The sequence below is a fragment of the Haemophilus sp. CCUG 66565 genome (assembly GCF_001679495.1).
Taxonomy (GTDB): Bacteria; Pseudomonadota; Gammaproteobacteria; order Enterobacterales; family Pasteurellaceae; genus Haemophilus; species Haemophilus haemolyticus_K.
In genome coordinates, this window is the sequence record NZ_LZOX01000012.1 from 23,646 (window position 1) to 40,758 (window position 17,113).

Consider the following 17,113-nt stretch of genomic DNA (forward strand, 5'->3'; position numbering starts at 1 on the left):
CACCGCACTTCGGCGATTTTTCTTTCGTAAGGTGAGTGAATCAGAAATTCTTCACTCCCCTACTGATTACTCTTCGTCTAACTCGATATTTAAACCAAGTGAGCGGATTTCTTTCATAATTACATTGAAAGATTCCGGTGTGCCTGGGTCCATGTGTTGGTTACCACTTACAATGTTTTTATACATCTTCGTACGACCATTCACATCATCAGATTTCACCGTTAACATTTCTTGTAAGGTGTAAGCTGCACCGTATGCTTCAAGTGCCCATACCTCCATTTCACCGAAACGTTGACCACCGAATTGAGCTTTACCACCCAATGGTTGTTGTGTAACAAGGCTATAAGAACCAGTTGAACGAGCATGCATTTTGTCATCAACTAAGTGGTTCAATTTGAGCATGTACATATAACCTACTGTTACTGGACGCTCGAATTTCTCACCTGTACGGCCATCATATAAAGTGATTTGACCTGAAGTTGGTAATCCACCAAGTTTTAATAACTCTTTGATTTCAGCTTCAGCTGCACCATCAAATACTGGTGTCGCAACTGGTAAACCTTTACGTAGATTTTCAGCTAAACGCAATACTTCTTCATCTGTGAAGGTACTTAAATCCACTTTTTGTGAGCCATTACCTAAGTCATACGCTTTTTGGATATAACCACGTAATTTTTCCACTTCTTGTTTTTGTTTGAGCATTGCATTGATTTGATCACCAATACCTTTCGCTGCTAAACCTAAGTGGGTTTCAAGGATCTGACCAATGTTCATACGAGATGGTACGCCCAATGGGTTTAATACGATCTCAACTGGTTGGCCATTCTCATCGTATGGCATATCTTCAACTGGGTTAATTTTCGAGATAACACCTTTGTTACCATGACGACCCGCCATTTTATCACCCGGTTGGATTTGACGTTTCACCGCGAGGTAAACTTTAACCACTTTTAACACGCCTGGTGCAAGATCATCACCTTTGATAATTTTCTTACGTTTCACTTCAAGTTTATGTTCAAACTCTTTACGAAGTTCTTCGTATTGCTCTGCAAGCTGTTCTAATTGATTTTGTTTTTCTTCATCTGCAATGGTTTGTTCTAACCATTTAGTACGCTCTAATTTATCTAATTGAGCAACATCAACACCACCAGAGATAAGAAGATTACGAACACGTGTGAATAAGCCGGCTTCCAAGATTTCTAATTCATCAGAAAGGTCTTTTTTCGCTTGTTTTAATTGCATTTCTTCAATTTCTAGTGCGCGTTTGTCTTTTTCCACGCCATCGCGAGTGAAGACTTGAACATCAATTACCGTACCTGTTACGCTATTTGGTACGCGCAATGAAGAATCTTTCACGTCAGATGCTTTTTCACCAAAGATTGCGCGTAAAAGTTTTTCTTCTGGGGTTAATTGAGTTTCACCTTTAGGCGTTACTTTACCTACTAAGATGTCACCACCTTTAACCTCAGCACCAACATAAACAATACCAGATTCATCAAGTTTGCTTAACGCTGACTCACCTACGTTTGGAATATCCGCCGTAATTTCTTCTGCACCTAACTTGGTATCACGGGCAACACAAGATAATTCTTGAATATGGATGGTAGTGAAACGGTCTTGTTGAACAACACGTTCAGAAACTAACATTGAGTCTTCAAAGTTATAGCCGTTCCAAGGCATGAACGCCACTCGAATATTTTGACCTAATGCAAGCTCACCTAAATCAGTAGAAGGACCATCTGCTAATACTTCACCACGATTGATTGGATCGCCTAAATTCACACAAGGAATTTGGTTAATACAAGTATTTTGGTTAGAACGGGTATATTTGATTAAGTTATAAATATCAATACCAGCTTCACCTGCAATGGTTTCATCTTCATTTACTTTAATGACGATACGAGAAGCATCGACGTACTGAACTGTACCACCGCGTTTTGCAACAACCGCAACACCTGAGTCAAGTGCGATTGGTTTTTCCATACCTGTACCAACTAATGGTTTGTCCGCACGTAATGTTGGAACTGCTTGACGTTGCATGTTCGCACCCATCAACGCACGGTTCGCATCGTCGTGCTCAAGGAATGGAATTAATGCTGCCGCAACAGATACCACTTGTTGTGTCGAAACGTCCATATAGTGAATATCTTCAGGTTTATATAAACCTGATTCACCACGTTCACCACGCGCAGTAACAAAGGCATCAGTAAAACGGTTATTTTCGTCTAAATTTGAGTTTGCCTGTGCAATGATATAGTTTGCTTCATCAATTGCAGATAGGTATTCAATTTCTTCAGTAACTTGGCCATCAACCACTTTACGATATGGCGTTTCTAAGAAACCATAATCATTAGTACGTGCAAAAGCAGAAAGTGAGTTGATCAAACCGATGTTTGGACCTTCAGGGGTTTCAATCGGACATAAACGACCATAGTGAGTATTATGTACGTCACGAACTTCAAAGCCTGCGCGCTCACGCGTTAAACCGCCTGGACCTAATGCAGAAATACGACGTTTGTGCGTGACTTCTGATAATGGGTTATTTTGGTCCATAAATTGGGAAAGTTGTGAAGAACCAAAGAATTCTTTCACCGCTGCAGAAATTGGTTTTGGATTAATTAAGTCTTGCGGTGTGATTGCATCTAAATCACCTAAAGATAAGCGTTCTTTCACCGCTCTTTCTACACGCACTAAACCGATACGGAATTGGTTTTCCGCCATCTCACCTACGCTACGGATACGACGGTTACCCAAGTGGTCAATATCATCCACTTCGCCACGGCCATTACGGATGTCGATTAATTTACGCATTACCGCAATAATATCTTCATTGCTTAAAGTGCCAGCGCCTTCACCCTCTGCGATCGCTAAAGAACGATTAAATTTCATACGACCGACAGCAGATAAATCATAACGCTCTGCAGAGAAGAATAAATTATTGAATAACGCTTCTGAAGATTCTGGTGTTGGTGGTTCACCTGGACGCATCATACGATAAATTTCGTAAAGCGCACTAGTTTTGTCATAAGTTGGATCTACACGTAGAGTTTCAGAAATATATGGACCGTAATCTAAATCATTAGTAAATAAAGTTTCGATCGTGGTGTAACCTGCTTGAGCTAATTTTGCAAGAATCTCTAAAGAAATCTCGCCGTTTGCAGGGCAAATAATTTCACCAGACTCTAAATCGACATAATCTTTCGACGCAACTTTACCTAAAATATATTCAGAAGGTACAACGACTTGTGAAATTTTGTCTTTTTCTAATGCCTTGATATGGCGTGCGGTAATACGACGACCACGTTCAACATAAACTTTGCCATTTGCTTCAATATCAAAAGAAGCTGTTTCACCACGTAAACGTTCTGGCACTAAAGTCATTAACAATTTATCGCCAGCGATTTCAAAGGTAATTTTATCAAAGAATAAGTTTAAGATTTCTTCAGTGGTGTAGCCTAATGCACGAAGAATAATTGTTGCCGGTAATTTACGACGACGGTCAATACGTGCAAATAAGTTATCTTTTGGATCGAATTCAAAATCTAACCAAGAACCACGATAAGGAATAATACGTGCGTTATAAAGCACTTTACCTGAAGAATGGGTTTTACCTTTGTCAGAATCGAAGAATACGCCTGGACTACGGTGTAATTGTGAAACGATAACACGCTCGGTACCATTGATTACGAAAGTACCGTTATCAGTCATTAATGGGATTTCACCCATATAAACTTCATTTTCTTTAATATCTTTAACTGCGCGTGAAGAAGATTCTTTATCGTAGCTCACTAAACGTAATTTTACACGTAAGCCTGCTGCATAAGTTGAGCCACGAATTTGGCACTCACGTACATCAAATTCAGGTTCTTCTAAACGATAATCTACATATTGTAATTCTGTATAGCCATTATTGCTTACAATAGGGAATACAGAACGGAATGCCGCTTCTAAACCTTGCTGACCTTCAGGATCTTTTTGAATAAATTTATCAAAAGAATCCAATTGAATGGTTAATAAATAAGGAACATTTAAAACTTGCGGACGTTTACCGAAATCTTTACGAATTCGTTTTTTTTCAGAATAGGAGTAACCCATTGGTTTTCCTCTGCTAACTGTTCAGTGACCTAGCCACAAACTAACTGTGACGTGAATGACCGTTAAAATGACCGCACTCTGAACCTTACTTCTATAGTGGGGTGACAACTCAAATTACATAGGACGACAACTTGAGCAAAACAACGACAAATAACGGTGGATTTGTCATTGTATGGATGTGCTTTCTATCAAAAACACGGTTAAATTAAACAATAAAAGGTCAAAATTGATTAAAAATCAATCTAAATCTTTGCTAATTTTAAGGCGGTAAATTTTAAATGAATGCAGCTTTCTCGTCAAGTTTAAAACTTATGGAGAAGTTTTATGAAATAAAAAACCGCACTTTCAAAAGTGCGGTTTAAAATCTATCAATTCTTTAAATTATAAAGAAGCTTGATCAACAGCAACACCTGCACCCATAGTGGTAGAGATGCTTACTTTCTTGATGAAAATACCTTTAGCAGTAGTTGGTTTTGCTTTGTTTAAAGCAGCCAATAATGCTTGAAGGTTTTCTTTTAATTGAACTTCAGAGAAGTTTGCTTTACCGATAGTGGTGTGGATGATACCGTTTTTATCGTTACGATAACGGATCTGACCAGATTTAGCATTTTTAACTGCTTCAGCAACGTTTGGTGTTACAGTACCAACTTTAGGGTTTGGCATTAAACCACGTGGTCCTAATACTTGACCTAATTGACCAACAACACGCATTGCATCAGGAGAAGCGATAACAACATCAAAGTTCATTTCGCCTTTTTTGATTTGCTCTGCTAAATCTTCCATACCTACTAAATCAGCACCAGCTGCTTTAGCTGCATCTGCGTTAGCACCTTGAGTGAACACAGCTACGCGTACTTCACGACCAGTACCGTGTGGTAATACAGTTGCACCACGAACGTTTTGGTCAGATTTACGAGGATCGATACCTAAGTTTACTGCAACGTCAACACTTTCAACGAATTTAGCTGTTGCGAATTGTTTTAATACCGCGATTGCCTCGTTGATTTCGTATGCTTTAGTAGAATCTACGCCAGCTTTGATTGCTTTCATTTTTTTAGTCAATTTAGCCATCGTATTATTCCTCCACCACTAAGCCCATAGAGCGAGCAGTACCAGCAATTGATTTCATTTTGGTTTCGATAGACGCGCCAGTCATATCTGCTGCTTTAGTTTCAGCGATTTGACGAACTTGATCTAAAGTTACTTTACCCACTTTCTCTTTGTTCGGTTTACCAGAACCAGATTTGATACCCGCAGCTTTTTTCAATAATACTGCTGCTGGTGGAGTTTTAGTTACGAAAGTAAATGAACGGTCTGCATATACAGTGATAACAACTGGAATTGGTAAACCTTTTTCTAAACTCTCAGTACGAGCGTTGAATGCTTTACAGAATTCCATAATGTTCACACCTTGTTGACCTAATGCAGGACCAACTGGTGGTGATGGGTTTGCCATACCAGCTGCAACTTGCAACTTAACGTAGGCTTGGACTTTTTTTGCCATTTTAGTTTTCCTCTAATTGGGTAATAACGCCATTAAATAGCTCCCCGATAATTTTCAGTGCAACATTCATTGCACCACACAAAAATATGAGCCGCGAACGGCTCATAATGGGCGCGGATTATATAAAAAGTGCGGTTGTTTTTCAAGCACTTATTAAATCCACTATAAGAAATTATTGCGCATCACCAATTAATACTGAATCTAATGCAATTTCGATCATATCATTGAATGTTAATTGACGCTCTTCTGCTGTGGTTTGTTCGTGAGTACGAATGTGGTCAGACACAGTACAAATTGTTAATGCTTTTGCACCATATTCTGCAGCCACACCATAAATTCCAGCCGCTTCCATTTCCACGCCTAAAATGCCGTATTTTTCCATTACATCGAACATTTCAACATCAGGCGTATAGAATAAATCCGCCGAGAATAAGTTACCGACACGAACAGCTTTACCTTTTGCTTTTGCAGCTTGAACAGCGGCTTGTGCCATATCGAAGTCAGCAATAGCTGCAAAGTCGTTATCTTTGAAACGAATACGGTTTACTTTTGAATCAGTACATGCGCCTAAACCGATAATTACATCGCGCACTTTCACGTCCATACGAACAGCGCCACAAGAGCCTACACGGATAATTTTTTTCACACCGTATTCAGTGATTAATTCTTTCGCGTAAATAGAGCAAGATGGAATTCCCATACCGTGGCCCATAATAGAAATCTTACGACCTTTGTAAGTACCGGTATAACCAAGCATATTACGAACATTTGTTACTTCTACTGCATCTTGCAAAAACGTTTCTGCAATGTATTTTGCACGAAGTGGATCACCTGGCATTAAAACAACATCAGCAAATGCACCTTCAGGCGCGTTAATATGTGGAGTCATAATTTTCCTTCCTTTTTTCAAATGTAAAAATAAAAAGTGCGGTCATTTTTCACCGCACTTATCCGAGAATTAAAGCGCTGCAGCACCGAGTCCGATGAACAAGCCAGCAATCGTTGCACTCATTAAGTTTGCTAAAGTACCTGCGATTACCGCTTTCAAGCCTAAACGTGCAACATCACTACGGCGGTTTGGCGCCATTCCACCTAAACCACCGATTAAGATTGCAATTGAGCTGAAGTTAGCAAAACCACAAAGTGCGAAAGTAATAATTGCTTTGGTTTTTTCAGTTAATACAATCGCAGAATCTGGTTGCAAGTATTTTGCAAATTCAAGGTAACCTACGAATTCGTTAACCGCTAACTTCATCCCGATCATTTGTCCTGCGATACCCGCTTCGGTACCGTCAGTTACACCGATTAAGTATGCTAATGGTTTGAAAACTAAACCAAAGATAGATTGTAAAGTTACGTCGCCATAGCCAAACCAGCCACCAACGCCACTTAAAATACCGTTAATTAATGCAATTAAACCAACGAATGCGATTAACATTGCACCTACGTTTAACGCAAGTTGCATACCTGCACTCGCACCGCCCGCCATTGCTTCAAGTACGTTAGTTGGTTTTTCTGAATCATTGTCTTCTGGTTGTTTATCAGAGAATTGTTCTGTTTGTGGGAACATTAATTTCGCAAATAACAAACCTGCTGGTGCTGCCATAAATGACGCAGCGATTAAGTATGTCAATGGCACGCCCATTCCAGCATAACCCGCCATTACTGAACCCGCGATAGATGCAGTACCACCTACCATGATGGCAAATAATTCAGATTGGGTCATATTTTTAATGTAAGGGCGAACAACCAATGGTGCTTCAGTTTGACCGACGAAAATATTAGCAGCTGCTGACATGGATTCTGCTTTTGACGTACCCAATGCTTTTTGTAATGCACCGCCTAATACTTTAATCACCACTTGCATAATGCCAAGGTAATAAAGCACAGAAATTAAGCCAGAGAAGAACACAATAATTGGTAATACTTTCACGGCAAAAATGAAACCTGAAGGTTTGCTTGGATCAGCTAAACCACCAAATACAAAGTTAATACCTTCATTACCGTAAGCAATAACATTTGATACGGCATCAGCAGTTGCACCAAGTGCTTGTTTACCTGCTGGCACATATAAAATAAGGGCGGCAAATCCAACTTGGATTGCTAACGCCCCGAGCACGGTTCTGATACTAATCGCTTTACGATTATTGGAAAGTAACACGGCAATAGCGATTAATACGACCATTCCCAAAATGCTGCTTAACACACTCATTTGATTCCCCTAGATTGGTTAAGTTAATAAAAAATTCGGCTTATTCTACTTGTTTTCTCACAAAAAGTCGGTGAATTTTCACCGCACTTTTTTGTAAGCGACTACAAAATAGTCAAAACCTTGTTAATTCCACATTGACGCGCATAAGTAGCCAATGCATTAGTTTCTTCCGCACTTGGAATGTGCGTTGATAACCCAGTTTCATCGCGCGCACCTTTACTATGCACACGAATAATTTTTAATGCCACATCAGGATAATTTCGTAAAAGTAGCGCAACTTTGCCCACCAAATGTTCAGCATCAAAAAAATTCTTTAAAAAAACTAACCGCACTTCTTCCACTTTATTTAACGGCAACAAGGCTGTCAGATTTTGTAAATTTCGCTCAAGTTTATCGTTCTTTATATGTAAACGTTCTGGTATCACTTGCTGTGGTACAATGCCTTCTTGATTTTGTCGGTCAAAACAGAGCGATTGTAAACCTGCGCCCTCACCTTTCAGATCGAATAAAAATTTATCAGTGACATCGATTAAAGAACGAATACGATCAAACTCAAAAAAGCCGCTACTATCCAAATAACAGGTTAATCCTTGCGAACGTAAAGCCTCAAAGAGCGGAACGAGTTTTTTATGATGGATTGTCGGTTCGCCACCTGAAATTGTGACACCGCGAATAAATGGAACCGCCTCCATAACCTGTTCATACAAATACTGCAAACTAACCAATTTCGCATTTTCCGTATAACGAGGAATAGTTTCTGGATTATGGCAATACAAGCAATTTAGCTTGCAACCTTGCAGAAAAATGCTCGAACGATTGCCTTGCCCTTCTACATTTGAAAAAGGAATAATCCGATGCAACGGCACAAAAATCTCAGATAGTGCGGTCATTTTTCCAATTATTTTTCAGCGGTGACATCTTTTTCATCGCGCAATTGGCGATCAAACACGTTGGCACATTCATCCGTACCCGAGCCATACCAGGTTGTGTCGCGTAATGCGACTTCGCCTTTACGGTATTTTTCAACTTCGCTTTTCTTCACCAAATAACCTGTAACGCGAATTAAATCCGTATTTTTCAAATAGGTGGTAATGTAGCGATAGCCTAAAGAGAATGCACCGTCAATAATATCCACCACCGCATCGCAGTGATCTACATAGGTTTGATCAAAGGCGAATAAATCCCCTGTACCAGATGGGAAATACTTATGGAACGGGGCAGACTGTTTTAAATGTTCAAGTAACGTTGGTTCTTCGCCTACACGAATACGGTGAGCCGGTGCGTTACGTTTGTCTTCTTCGTGGTTACTTGCGCCAACTTGCGCATGTAATAAATAACGATTGCCAGTGCGTTCAGCATAAACCCCTTCATGAGCATCAGTGATTTCTTTAAGTTTATCCATAATTGCTGTCGCAATTTCATCACCGCGAGCACTCTTACCAAAGGTTTCATTTAAGCCTTCACATTGCAATAAGTGGTTTGCTGCATCTGCCAAGCCCACAATTGCGAACATCCCCGTAAAATTAGTGCGTTTGATAAAGCCTTCTTTTTCGAGGAATGAACTGTTAAAGAAATTACTTTCTTCCACTACAAATTTATGTCGTTTATCCATCGTTGAAAGAGCACATTTCGCCACACGTGGTAATAATTCGTTTACCATTTCATCCGCACTTTTACACGCGCGAGCAATCGTCCCTAGACGTAAACGCGTTAATGTGTAAGCACCGCCACATTCAGGCAATGCGTTATAGCAACTTGCTACGCCATATTCTTCACCTAGATCGGAAATATAGTACGCATCGTTTGCAAAAGATGGCTTAGAAACTAATAAACAGGCTTTTGCTGCAAGTTCAGCAAACTCACGGCTCGTTTTGGATTTATCATAACGAATGGTCATATTCGGTGTTGGCGCTTCAAGCTCAATCACCGCGCGCAAAATCAAGCGACCCGCTTTCGTATCATAAGGCCCAATATTGGCATGGCAAAATGAATCAGGCACAGTTTTATCGATATGATTTAAGAAACGTTTAATTTTTATATAGTCTTTTTCTTCATCAGTAATGAAAGGCTCGAGCAATACATCAAGACGACCAACATAAACAGGATAAGTTGTAATGGATGGCACGTGGGAATAAAGAATCAATAATCCATCAAGTGCCTCATCAAGATCTTTTGGTGGCGGCAGCTCTAAAAATTCGCAGCCTTTTTTAATATACACATTGTAATCAGGCAGGATATAACGAGGACGATAAATTGCGTAACCTTCACATAAATCACAAATCATCTGATTCTGTAAAAAGCCCCATTCTTCATCGGTATAGCCAAGCAAATCGCGAGGATCAAATAAACGCTCAGCAATATTACCTAATGTCATTAATTTTTGATGATAAGTCAGATTATTGGCTTTAACCGTATCGAGAATATCTTGAAGTGTTGCTAACATAATTTTCTCCCATTAAGAATTGGGCATATTGTACGAAATGGAGAGATATTAAACAATTTTCAAAATGTGAGTAAGATCACAGTTTTAGAAATTAATATTGATATAAATGGTCGTGTATTTCTATAAAATACAATTCTAAAATAGAACATTAAATTGTTTCATTTTTTCTACATTTCCTTTTATTATGGCAAGAGTTAAAAGGATATTTTATGAAGAAAAAAGTACGTGTTATTCCCCATACATCTTGGGCAGCGACATCTCTTTGGTCGTTGGACATCAAAACATTGTCAGTTTTGATCTTTGCCTTATCAATCCTCGGTATCGGCGATGGATTAATCGTGCTTTCGAATCTAGGTTCAACACCTTGGACGGTGCTTTCACAAGGCATTGCAATACAAACTAATATGAGCATTGGTTGGGCATCATTTTTTATCAGTTGTATCGTAATGATAGCCTGGTTTCCACTAAAACTTCGATTAGGATTGGGCACTCTACTTAATATCGTTATTATTGCTTTTTTCCTTGGTCTCACAACAAAAATACTGGCCACACCAAGCTCATTGGCAGAACAACTATTATGTGGTGCGGTGGGCTTATTACTTTATGGCTTAGGCACAGCCTTATATCTTACCTGCCATTTAGGCGCGGGACCAAGGGATGGATTAATGGTTGGTTTCTGTCAAAGATTTTATTTAAAAGTGAGCATCGTCAGAACAAGCATTGAAATCTTTGTTTGTATTCTAGGGTTTATTCTTGGTGGCACCGTCGGTCTGGGGACAATTATTTTTGCCGCCAGTATAGGATGGATAGTTCAGATTTGCTTAAACATCATTGCGCAATGCCCACATTTTTCTCACAAAGGGGAAAATGGTTACTAAAGCATTATTTATTGAAATTAAACCTAGATTCATTTGAGTCTCTTTTCCCGCGGGTGGACAAAATGCAAGATGCTTATCGACATCATTAATCGGTTTCCAGCGTCTCGGCTGAGAAGAACGACTATTTGGATAAAATCCGATAGTTGGAATATTAAACACACTACTCAAATGCAATGGACCAGTAGATCCCGCAATAAATAAATCCGCACAAGCCAAAGAATGCGCAAAATCCACTAAACCTTTATTCTTATCGTAAATAACTACGCGTGAATCATTAACTAGATTAGCTAACTCATGGGCCTTTTCACTTTCGCCAGGTCCTGCAGTCAGCACAACATTACAATCAAACTCAGCCAATAAGCCTTTAATTAAATCCGCATATTGCGCTAAAGAAAGATTCGTAGCTGAACCACCAGAACCGCTATGTACAAAGATCCATTTTTTGTTTTCGGAAAGCCCTAAGCTCTCTTGCAAGAAAACACGTTGATTTTCCACCGCTCTTTTCTCAAAAGTTAAATAAGGCGGTTTAGGTTCAACAATTGGCATATTATGCTTTTGCAAAAAAGCGCGGACTAAATCTTGATTATATTCCGCTTCTGATTTTTCAGAACGAGAACGGCGTTGTGTTAGACGGTGATTATAGAGAATTTGAACCCATTTCGTTGCTGGCGCGAGACGATATTTAATCCCACTTTTCCAAGCGAGTTTTCCATTATGGGTATTGGAAAAGAAACTAATCATTCCATCAAACTGCTGCGATTTGATTTCCTGCACAAGACGTTTGAAATCCGTTTGATCATTTTTTTTGCTATCAATAATAACATGATCAATAAACGGACAAACTTCCGCTAAAGGCGCAGTATAACTCGGAACAAGTGCGGTTAATTTTAAAGAAGGATTCGATAACTTCAGCATAGCAAAAGCAGGCCATGCTTGCATAAAATCGCCTAATTTATCGTTACGAATAACTAAGATCTTTTCCATAATTTCTCCGCTAAAATGAAAAAACCGCACTTGAAAGTGCGGTCATATTTTATGTTATTTTTGTGGATTATAAAACATCAACACAATTTAAGTCTTCGAAAGATTGTTCTAAGCGTTTAGACATAGATTCTTCCATTTTACGTAACCAAACACGTGGATCGTAGTATTTTTTGTTTGGTGCATCAGGACCTTCAGGGTTACCTAATTGGCCTTGAAGATAAGCTTCATTTGCTTTATAGAAGTTCAAAATACCATTCCAAGATGCCCATTGAGTATCGGTATCAATGTTCATTTTGATTGCACCGTAGCTAATTGCTTCGCGGATTTCTTCGCGGCTAGAACCTGAACCACCGTGGAAGACGAAGTTAATTGGTTTTGCTGCAAGATTACGTTCTTTCGCAACGAACTCTTGTGATGCACCTAAAATAGATGGTTTTAATTTTACGTTACCTGGTTTGTAAACACCATGTACGTTACCGAATGCCGCTGCAACGGTAAAGTTAGGGCTTACTGGATTTAATTGATCGTAAACATAAAGTACGTCAGATGGTTGAGTATATAAACGAGACTCATCAACACCAGAATTATCTACGCCATCTTCTTCACCACCGGTAATACCGATTTCAATTTCAAGGGTCATCCCCATTTTATCCATACGAGCGAGGTATTCACGACAGATTGCCATATTTTCTTCCATTGGCTCTTCAGAAAGGTCAAGCATGTGAGAAGAGAATAATGGACGGCCAGTTTCTGCGAAGTGTTTTTCACCTGCTTCAAGTAAACCATCAATCCATGGAAGTAATTTTTTCGCAGCGTGGTCAGTGTGAAGAATAACAGGAACACCGTATTCTTTAGCTAAAGTATGAACGTGTTTCGCTCCAGCAATCGCACCAAGTACATCAGGACGAGCACCGCTTGCAGATTTAATACCTTTACCCGCATAGAACGCTGCACCACCGTTAGAAAATTGAATAATAACTGGCGCTTTTACGCGTGCAGCAGTTTCTAACACGGCATTAACTGAGTCAGAACCCACGCAGTTTACTGCTGGAATAGCAAAGTTATGCTCTTTTGCATAAGCAAAGATTTTTTGCACATCTTCACCTGTTACGACACCAGGTTTCACGATATCTAATAATTTAGCCATACTTGTGTTTCCTTTTTATGTTTAGCGGGACAAACCCACAATTGGAGAATTTTTTTGACTTTTTATCGATGGCGACATTTTTAATACTCGCCATCGATATGTCACATAGGAAAAATGCGGTTAATTTTTCGCACGTTTTTCAAGAATTTCTACTGCTGGTAATACTTTTCCTTCTACGAATTCTAAGAATGCACCACCACCTGTTGAAATGTAAGAGATCTTGTCTGCAATACCGAATAAATCAATAGCCGCTAATGTATCACCACCACCTGCGATAGAGAATGCATCGCTGTTTGCAATTGCGTGAGAAATGATTTCAGTCCCTTTACGGAAGTTAGGGAATTCAAACACACCAACTGGGCCATTCCATAAAACGGTTTTTGCATTTTTGATGATTTCTGCTAATTGTTCTGCAGATTTATCACCAATATCAAAAATAGATTCCTCATCTTTCACTTCGTTTACTGCTTTTTCTGTTGCGGATGCCGTTTCAGAGAATTCTAAACCTACACGCACATCAACTGGCACAGGAATATCTGTGCTTGCTGCTAATTCTTTCGCAACTGGAATTAAATCAGCTTCATATAAAGATTTACCTACATTATGGCCTGCTGCCGCAATGAAAGTATTTGCAATACCACCGCCCACAATAATTTGGTCAGCGATTTTTGAAAGAGAATTTAATACTTCTAATTTAGTGGAAACTTTAGAACCACCAACAATAGCCACCATTGGGCGAGCGGGTTCTTTTAAGGCTTTACCTAATGCATCTAACTCAGCGGCTAATAATGGACCCGCACAAGCGATTGGTGCAAATTCTGCAACACCGTAAGTTGATGCTTGAGCACGGTGAGCGGTACCAAACGCATCCATTACAAATACATCGCAAAGTGCAGCATACTTTTTACCTAATTCTGGATCGTTTTTCTTTTCACCTTTGTTCACACGTACGTTTTCTAAAACAACAATTTCGCCTTCTTTAACATCTACGCCGTTTAAATAGTCTTGTTCTAAACGAACATTAAAGCCCGCGTCTTTTAAGTAATCAACAACTGGTTGTAAAGAATCTTCTGGTTTGAATTCACCTTCAGTTGGACGACCTAAGTGAGAAGTTACCATCACTTTTGCGCCTTTTTCTAAGGCTAATTTTAAAGTAGGAATGGTCGCACGAATACGCGCATCTGAGGTCACTTTGCCATCTTTTACTGGCACATTAAGATCCGCACGGATAAATACACGTTTACCGGCTAAATCTAAATCGGTCATTTTGATTACTGACATAATCTATCCTCTTATTAAGTTAAAATTAAAATTGAAAACTTTTCGTATTATACCTACTTCGCGCTAGGTTGTAACGATTTAGATCAAAGAAATTCTTATTTGCTTTGGCAATTCATTACCTGCCATTTTTTATCATAACAAATGAATAATTCGTTTCGACTTGCGCCTAAATAAGCATTTTTTAATTGTGGATTATGTTGTTTCATCCAACGAAAAAGTTCATTACGGCTTAAATTTTGATTCGGTAATTTTAATGAGCTAAATAATTCCTGCTCCTTAGCAAAATATTGCTGGGCAGAATCAAATGCACAGCTACCATGTTTTTCCCATTCACCTTGCAATAATTGTTCACCAGGTGAAATAGCCAAATATCGTGCTAATAAATCTTTTGGCAATGCGGGTAAATCGCCCTTGCAAAAACGTGGATGATCCGTCACTGAAAGTGCACTTGCATTTTGAGGCCATAATCCATGAACAACCCAACCTAAAGCGCGGTTATTTCCGCATTGATATTGAGCGGAGGAAGGCAGCTGATTACCATATTTTTCACGCTGAATATCACAAAATCCAGGCGACCAAGATAATACCAACATATAATAATCGACAGGTGCCTTTGCATTTTGCCCGATAGGATCATCACGCATAATCACATCATAATTGGCAAAAACATTCGGATTTTTCACCGCACTTTTCTCAATATCCGTCCGATTTGTCTCAAATTTAGGCTCAGATGCTTTTGTTTGCTTAGCCTGTTCGATTGTAGGAGAAGGTAATTGATTTTTAGTTTTGGTTGAATCGGTAAAATATTGCCAAATTGCTAATACAACGAGGACAATAAGAGAAAGGGTGGAAGTGAATTTTTTCATAAATTTTGTTTAGTTTTTGTCAATCAAGTTTTTGTCGGCTATAATTCGCGGCTTTCAACTTTCTATTAAGGATCACAATGGCATTACTCATCACTAGCAAATGTACCAACTGCGATATGTGCTTACCAGAATGCCCGAACGAAGCCATTTCCATTGGCGATGAGATTTATGTGATCGATCCTGTACTTTGCACAGAATGTGTCGGCCATTACGATACCCCAACCTGTCAAAAAGTTTGCCCAATCACTAACTGTATTAAGCCCGATCCTGAACATCAAGAAACCGAAGAACAGCTTTGGGAACGCTTTGTGATGATTCATCATTCAGATAAATTGTAATTTTTAAAGCAACTGAAATATGACTTATTATCTTCTAAAATAGTGCGGTTAATTTTGAGCTTATTTTTATTATCAAAAAACTGAAATTTTTCACCGCACTTTTATCTATAAAAAGAACCACATTGAGTTACTTTTCTTCACATTACCCCGCTACGGCCGGTAAATATCCCCATTGAATTAAAAATGGAATGACCATAATCACCACGCCAATCAATAACGCAAACACCAAAGCAAAATTACCGCCAGCAACACGATATGGCAATGTTGGATTTTCAATACGTGTACGCCATGCCAAGCCAATTGGTAAAATTAAGCAATAGAACGCACACAACAAACCAGCGTAACTTAATGCAGTAATAAATCCTTCAGGATAAAACAATGCAAATACAAGTGGCGGTAAAAATGCGGCAATGGTTAATACAACGCGATTATTTGGCAAATGATAGCGTTTGAATAAATCACCTAAGCCTTCAAACACACCAAGCATTACGCCTAAGAATGAAGTAATTAAAGCGAGTGATGAGAACACGCGCACTACTTCCCCCATAAAATGAGAACCTGTGATTTCACGTGTTGCATTCACTAAACCATTTAGCGTTGGGTCAGCTTGTAAAATACGCACAAATTCACTTTGACTTAATACACCATGAGTTGCTAACTGCCATACAAGATAAGCGGCTAATGGAATCGCGGTACCAATCAAAATAGCACGACGAAATTTTTCTACACTTCCACCTAAGTAGCTATTTACACTCGCCATAATGACGTGGAAACCGAAAGAGGTGAAAAATATCGGTGCAGCAGAAACCACAAAAGCATAATCCAAAGGCAATGCCATTAAATTATCTGTTGATACTTTGGGAAGCATCATAAATAGCACAAAAGCAAAGGCGACTAACTTACCAATAAATAACACGCGAGTTAAACCATCCACGCCTTTCGTTCCTATAACGACAAAAGAACCTAATACCACAGTAAAGATAATAATCGCGGTTTTAAGCGACATCGCCTCCATTCCAAAAGCAGTTGGCAAACCTGAAAGTAAAGATCCACCACCCGTAATATAAGCGGCTGAAAGCGCATAAAGTAAAATTAACAAACTCAACGTTGCTAAAATTCGTCCCGGAACGCCAAAATATTTTTCAGCTAGCGTGGCAACACCATCATCCAACTGATCCGCTGTTTGATACACTTCTACAAACAACAATCCACTGTAAACCAACAAAGCCCACAAGCCAACGAGCAATAACACGGTATAACCAAAGCCCATGCCCGCTGATGTAAGCGGCATAGCAAGCATACCTGCTCCAATGGTTGTGCCTGCAATAATTAGTGCACTCCCAAATGTTTTATTCTGTAACATAA

14 protein-coding genes are annotated in these 17,113 nt (G+C 39.2%); 2 read left to right on the plus strand and 12 right to left on the minus strand.

Annotated features, from left to right (window positions below; translation table 11 throughout):
- Positions 1-66: 66 nt before the first annotated feature.
- From rpoB to A9501_RS03525, 7 genes are all read right to left on the minus strand, one after another.
- Entirely contained in the window at positions 67-4,095 is a 4,029-nt protein-coding gene (gene rpoB / locus A9501_RS03495; protein ID WP_065264920.1) for a DNA-directed RNA polymerase subunit beta, read from the minus strand.
- A gap of 381 nt (positions 4,096-4,476) precedes the next feature.
- Positions 4,477-5,166: a 50S ribosomal protein L1 gene (gene rplA, locus A9501_RS03500; RefSeq protein WP_009500432.1), complete on the minus strand. Its 690-nt coding sequence runs from the start codon at positions 5,164-5,166 to the stop codon at positions 4,477-4,479.
- Positions 5,167-5,170: 4 nt separating this feature from the next.
- Complete coding sequence (gene rplK, locus A9501_RS03505) at positions 5,171-5,599, minus strand: 50S ribosomal protein L11 (protein WP_005633053.1); 429 nt, start codon at positions 5,597-5,599, stop codon at positions 5,171-5,173.
- 172 nt (positions 5,600-5,771) lie between these two features.
- Positions 5,772-6,488 carry a purine-nucleoside phosphorylase gene (gene deoD / locus A9501_RS03510; RefSeq protein WP_005643966.1) on the minus strand — a complete coding sequence of 239 codons (717 nt, stop codon included), beginning with the start codon at positions 6,486-6,488 and terminating at the stop codon, positions 5,772-5,774.
- Positions 6,489-6,557: 69 nt separating this feature from the next.
- The gene (locus A9501_RS03515) at positions 6,558-7,811 is read right to left on the minus strand and encodes a NupC/NupG family nucleoside CNT transporter (RefSeq protein ID WP_005633049.1); all 1,254 of its coding nucleotides are present in this window, start codon (positions 7,809-7,811) and stop codon (positions 6,558-6,560) included.
- A gap of 101 nt (positions 7,812-7,912) precedes the next feature.
- The gene (locus tag A9501_RS03520; protein ID WP_065264921.1) at positions 7,913-8,701 is read right to left on the minus strand and encodes a 4Fe-4S cluster-binding domain-containing protein; all 789 of its coding nucleotides are present in this window, start codon (positions 8,699-8,701) and stop codon (positions 7,913-7,915) included.
- 8 nt (positions 8,702-8,709) lie between these two features.
- Positions 8,710-10,254, minus strand: coding sequence for a YjjI family glycine radical enzyme (locus tag A9501_RS03525; RefSeq protein ID WP_065264922.1), 1,545 nt, complete (start codon positions 10,252-10,254; stop codon positions 8,710-8,712).
- Between the two features lie 209 nt (positions 10,255-10,463).
- On the opposite strand from A9501_RS03525, the gene yczE reads away from it, so the two are divergent.
- Positions 10,464-11,132, plus strand: a complete 669-nt coding sequence (gene yczE / locus A9501_RS03530) for a membrane protein YczE (protein WP_065264923.1) — start codon at positions 10,464-10,466, stop codon at positions 11,130-11,132.
- On the opposite strand, the gene A9501_RS03535 is transcribed toward yczE, so the two are convergent.
- The 4 genes from A9501_RS03535 to A9501_RS03550 all read right to left on the minus strand — a co-directional run bounded on the left by A9501_RS03535 (position 11,076) and on the right by A9501_RS03550 (position 15,410).
- Positions 11,076-12,116, minus strand: a complete 1,041-nt coding sequence (locus A9501_RS03535) for a glycosyltransferase family 9 protein (RefSeq protein WP_065264924.1) — start codon at positions 12,114-12,116, stop codon at positions 11,076-11,078. The genes yczE and A9501_RS03535 overlap by 57 nt on opposite strands.
- Positions 12,117-12,183: 67 nt before the next feature.
- Positions 12,184-13,263 (minus strand): class II fructose-bisphosphate aldolase, encoded by a 1,080-nt coding sequence (fbaA, locus tag A9501_RS03540; RefSeq protein ID WP_065264925.1) that lies wholly within the window; start codon positions 13,261-13,263, stop codon positions 12,184-12,186.
- Between the two features lie 120 nt (positions 13,264-13,383).
- A complete protein-coding gene (pgk, locus tag A9501_RS03545) occupies positions 13,384-14,544 on the minus strand; it encodes a phosphoglycerate kinase (RefSeq protein ID WP_065264926.1) in 1,161 nt (386 codons plus the stop codon).
- Between the two features lie 95 nt (positions 14,545-14,639).
- Positions 14,640-15,410: a ribonuclease T2 family protein gene (locus tag A9501_RS03550; RefSeq protein WP_065264927.1), complete on the minus strand. Its 771-nt coding sequence runs from the start codon at positions 15,408-15,410 to the stop codon at positions 14,640-14,642.
- Between the two features lie 77 nt (positions 15,411-15,487).
- On the opposite strand from A9501_RS03550, the gene A9501_RS03555 reads away from it, so the two are divergent.
- Positions 15,488-15,748: a YfhL family 4Fe-4S dicluster ferredoxin gene (locus tag A9501_RS03555; RefSeq protein WP_005627640.1), complete on the plus strand. Its 261-nt coding sequence runs from the start codon at positions 15,488-15,490 to the stop codon at positions 15,746-15,748.
- Between the two features lie 142 nt (positions 15,749-15,890).
- Here A9501_RS03555 and A9501_RS03560 read toward each other — a convergent pair whose 3' ends face one another.
- On the minus strand, positions 15,891-17,111 hold the full coding sequence (locus A9501_RS03560; RefSeq protein WP_065264928.1) for an aromatic amino acid transport family protein: 1,221 nt from the start codon (positions 17,109-17,111) through the stop codon (positions 15,891-15,893).
- Between the last annotated feature and the right edge of the window lie 2 nt (positions 17,112-17,113).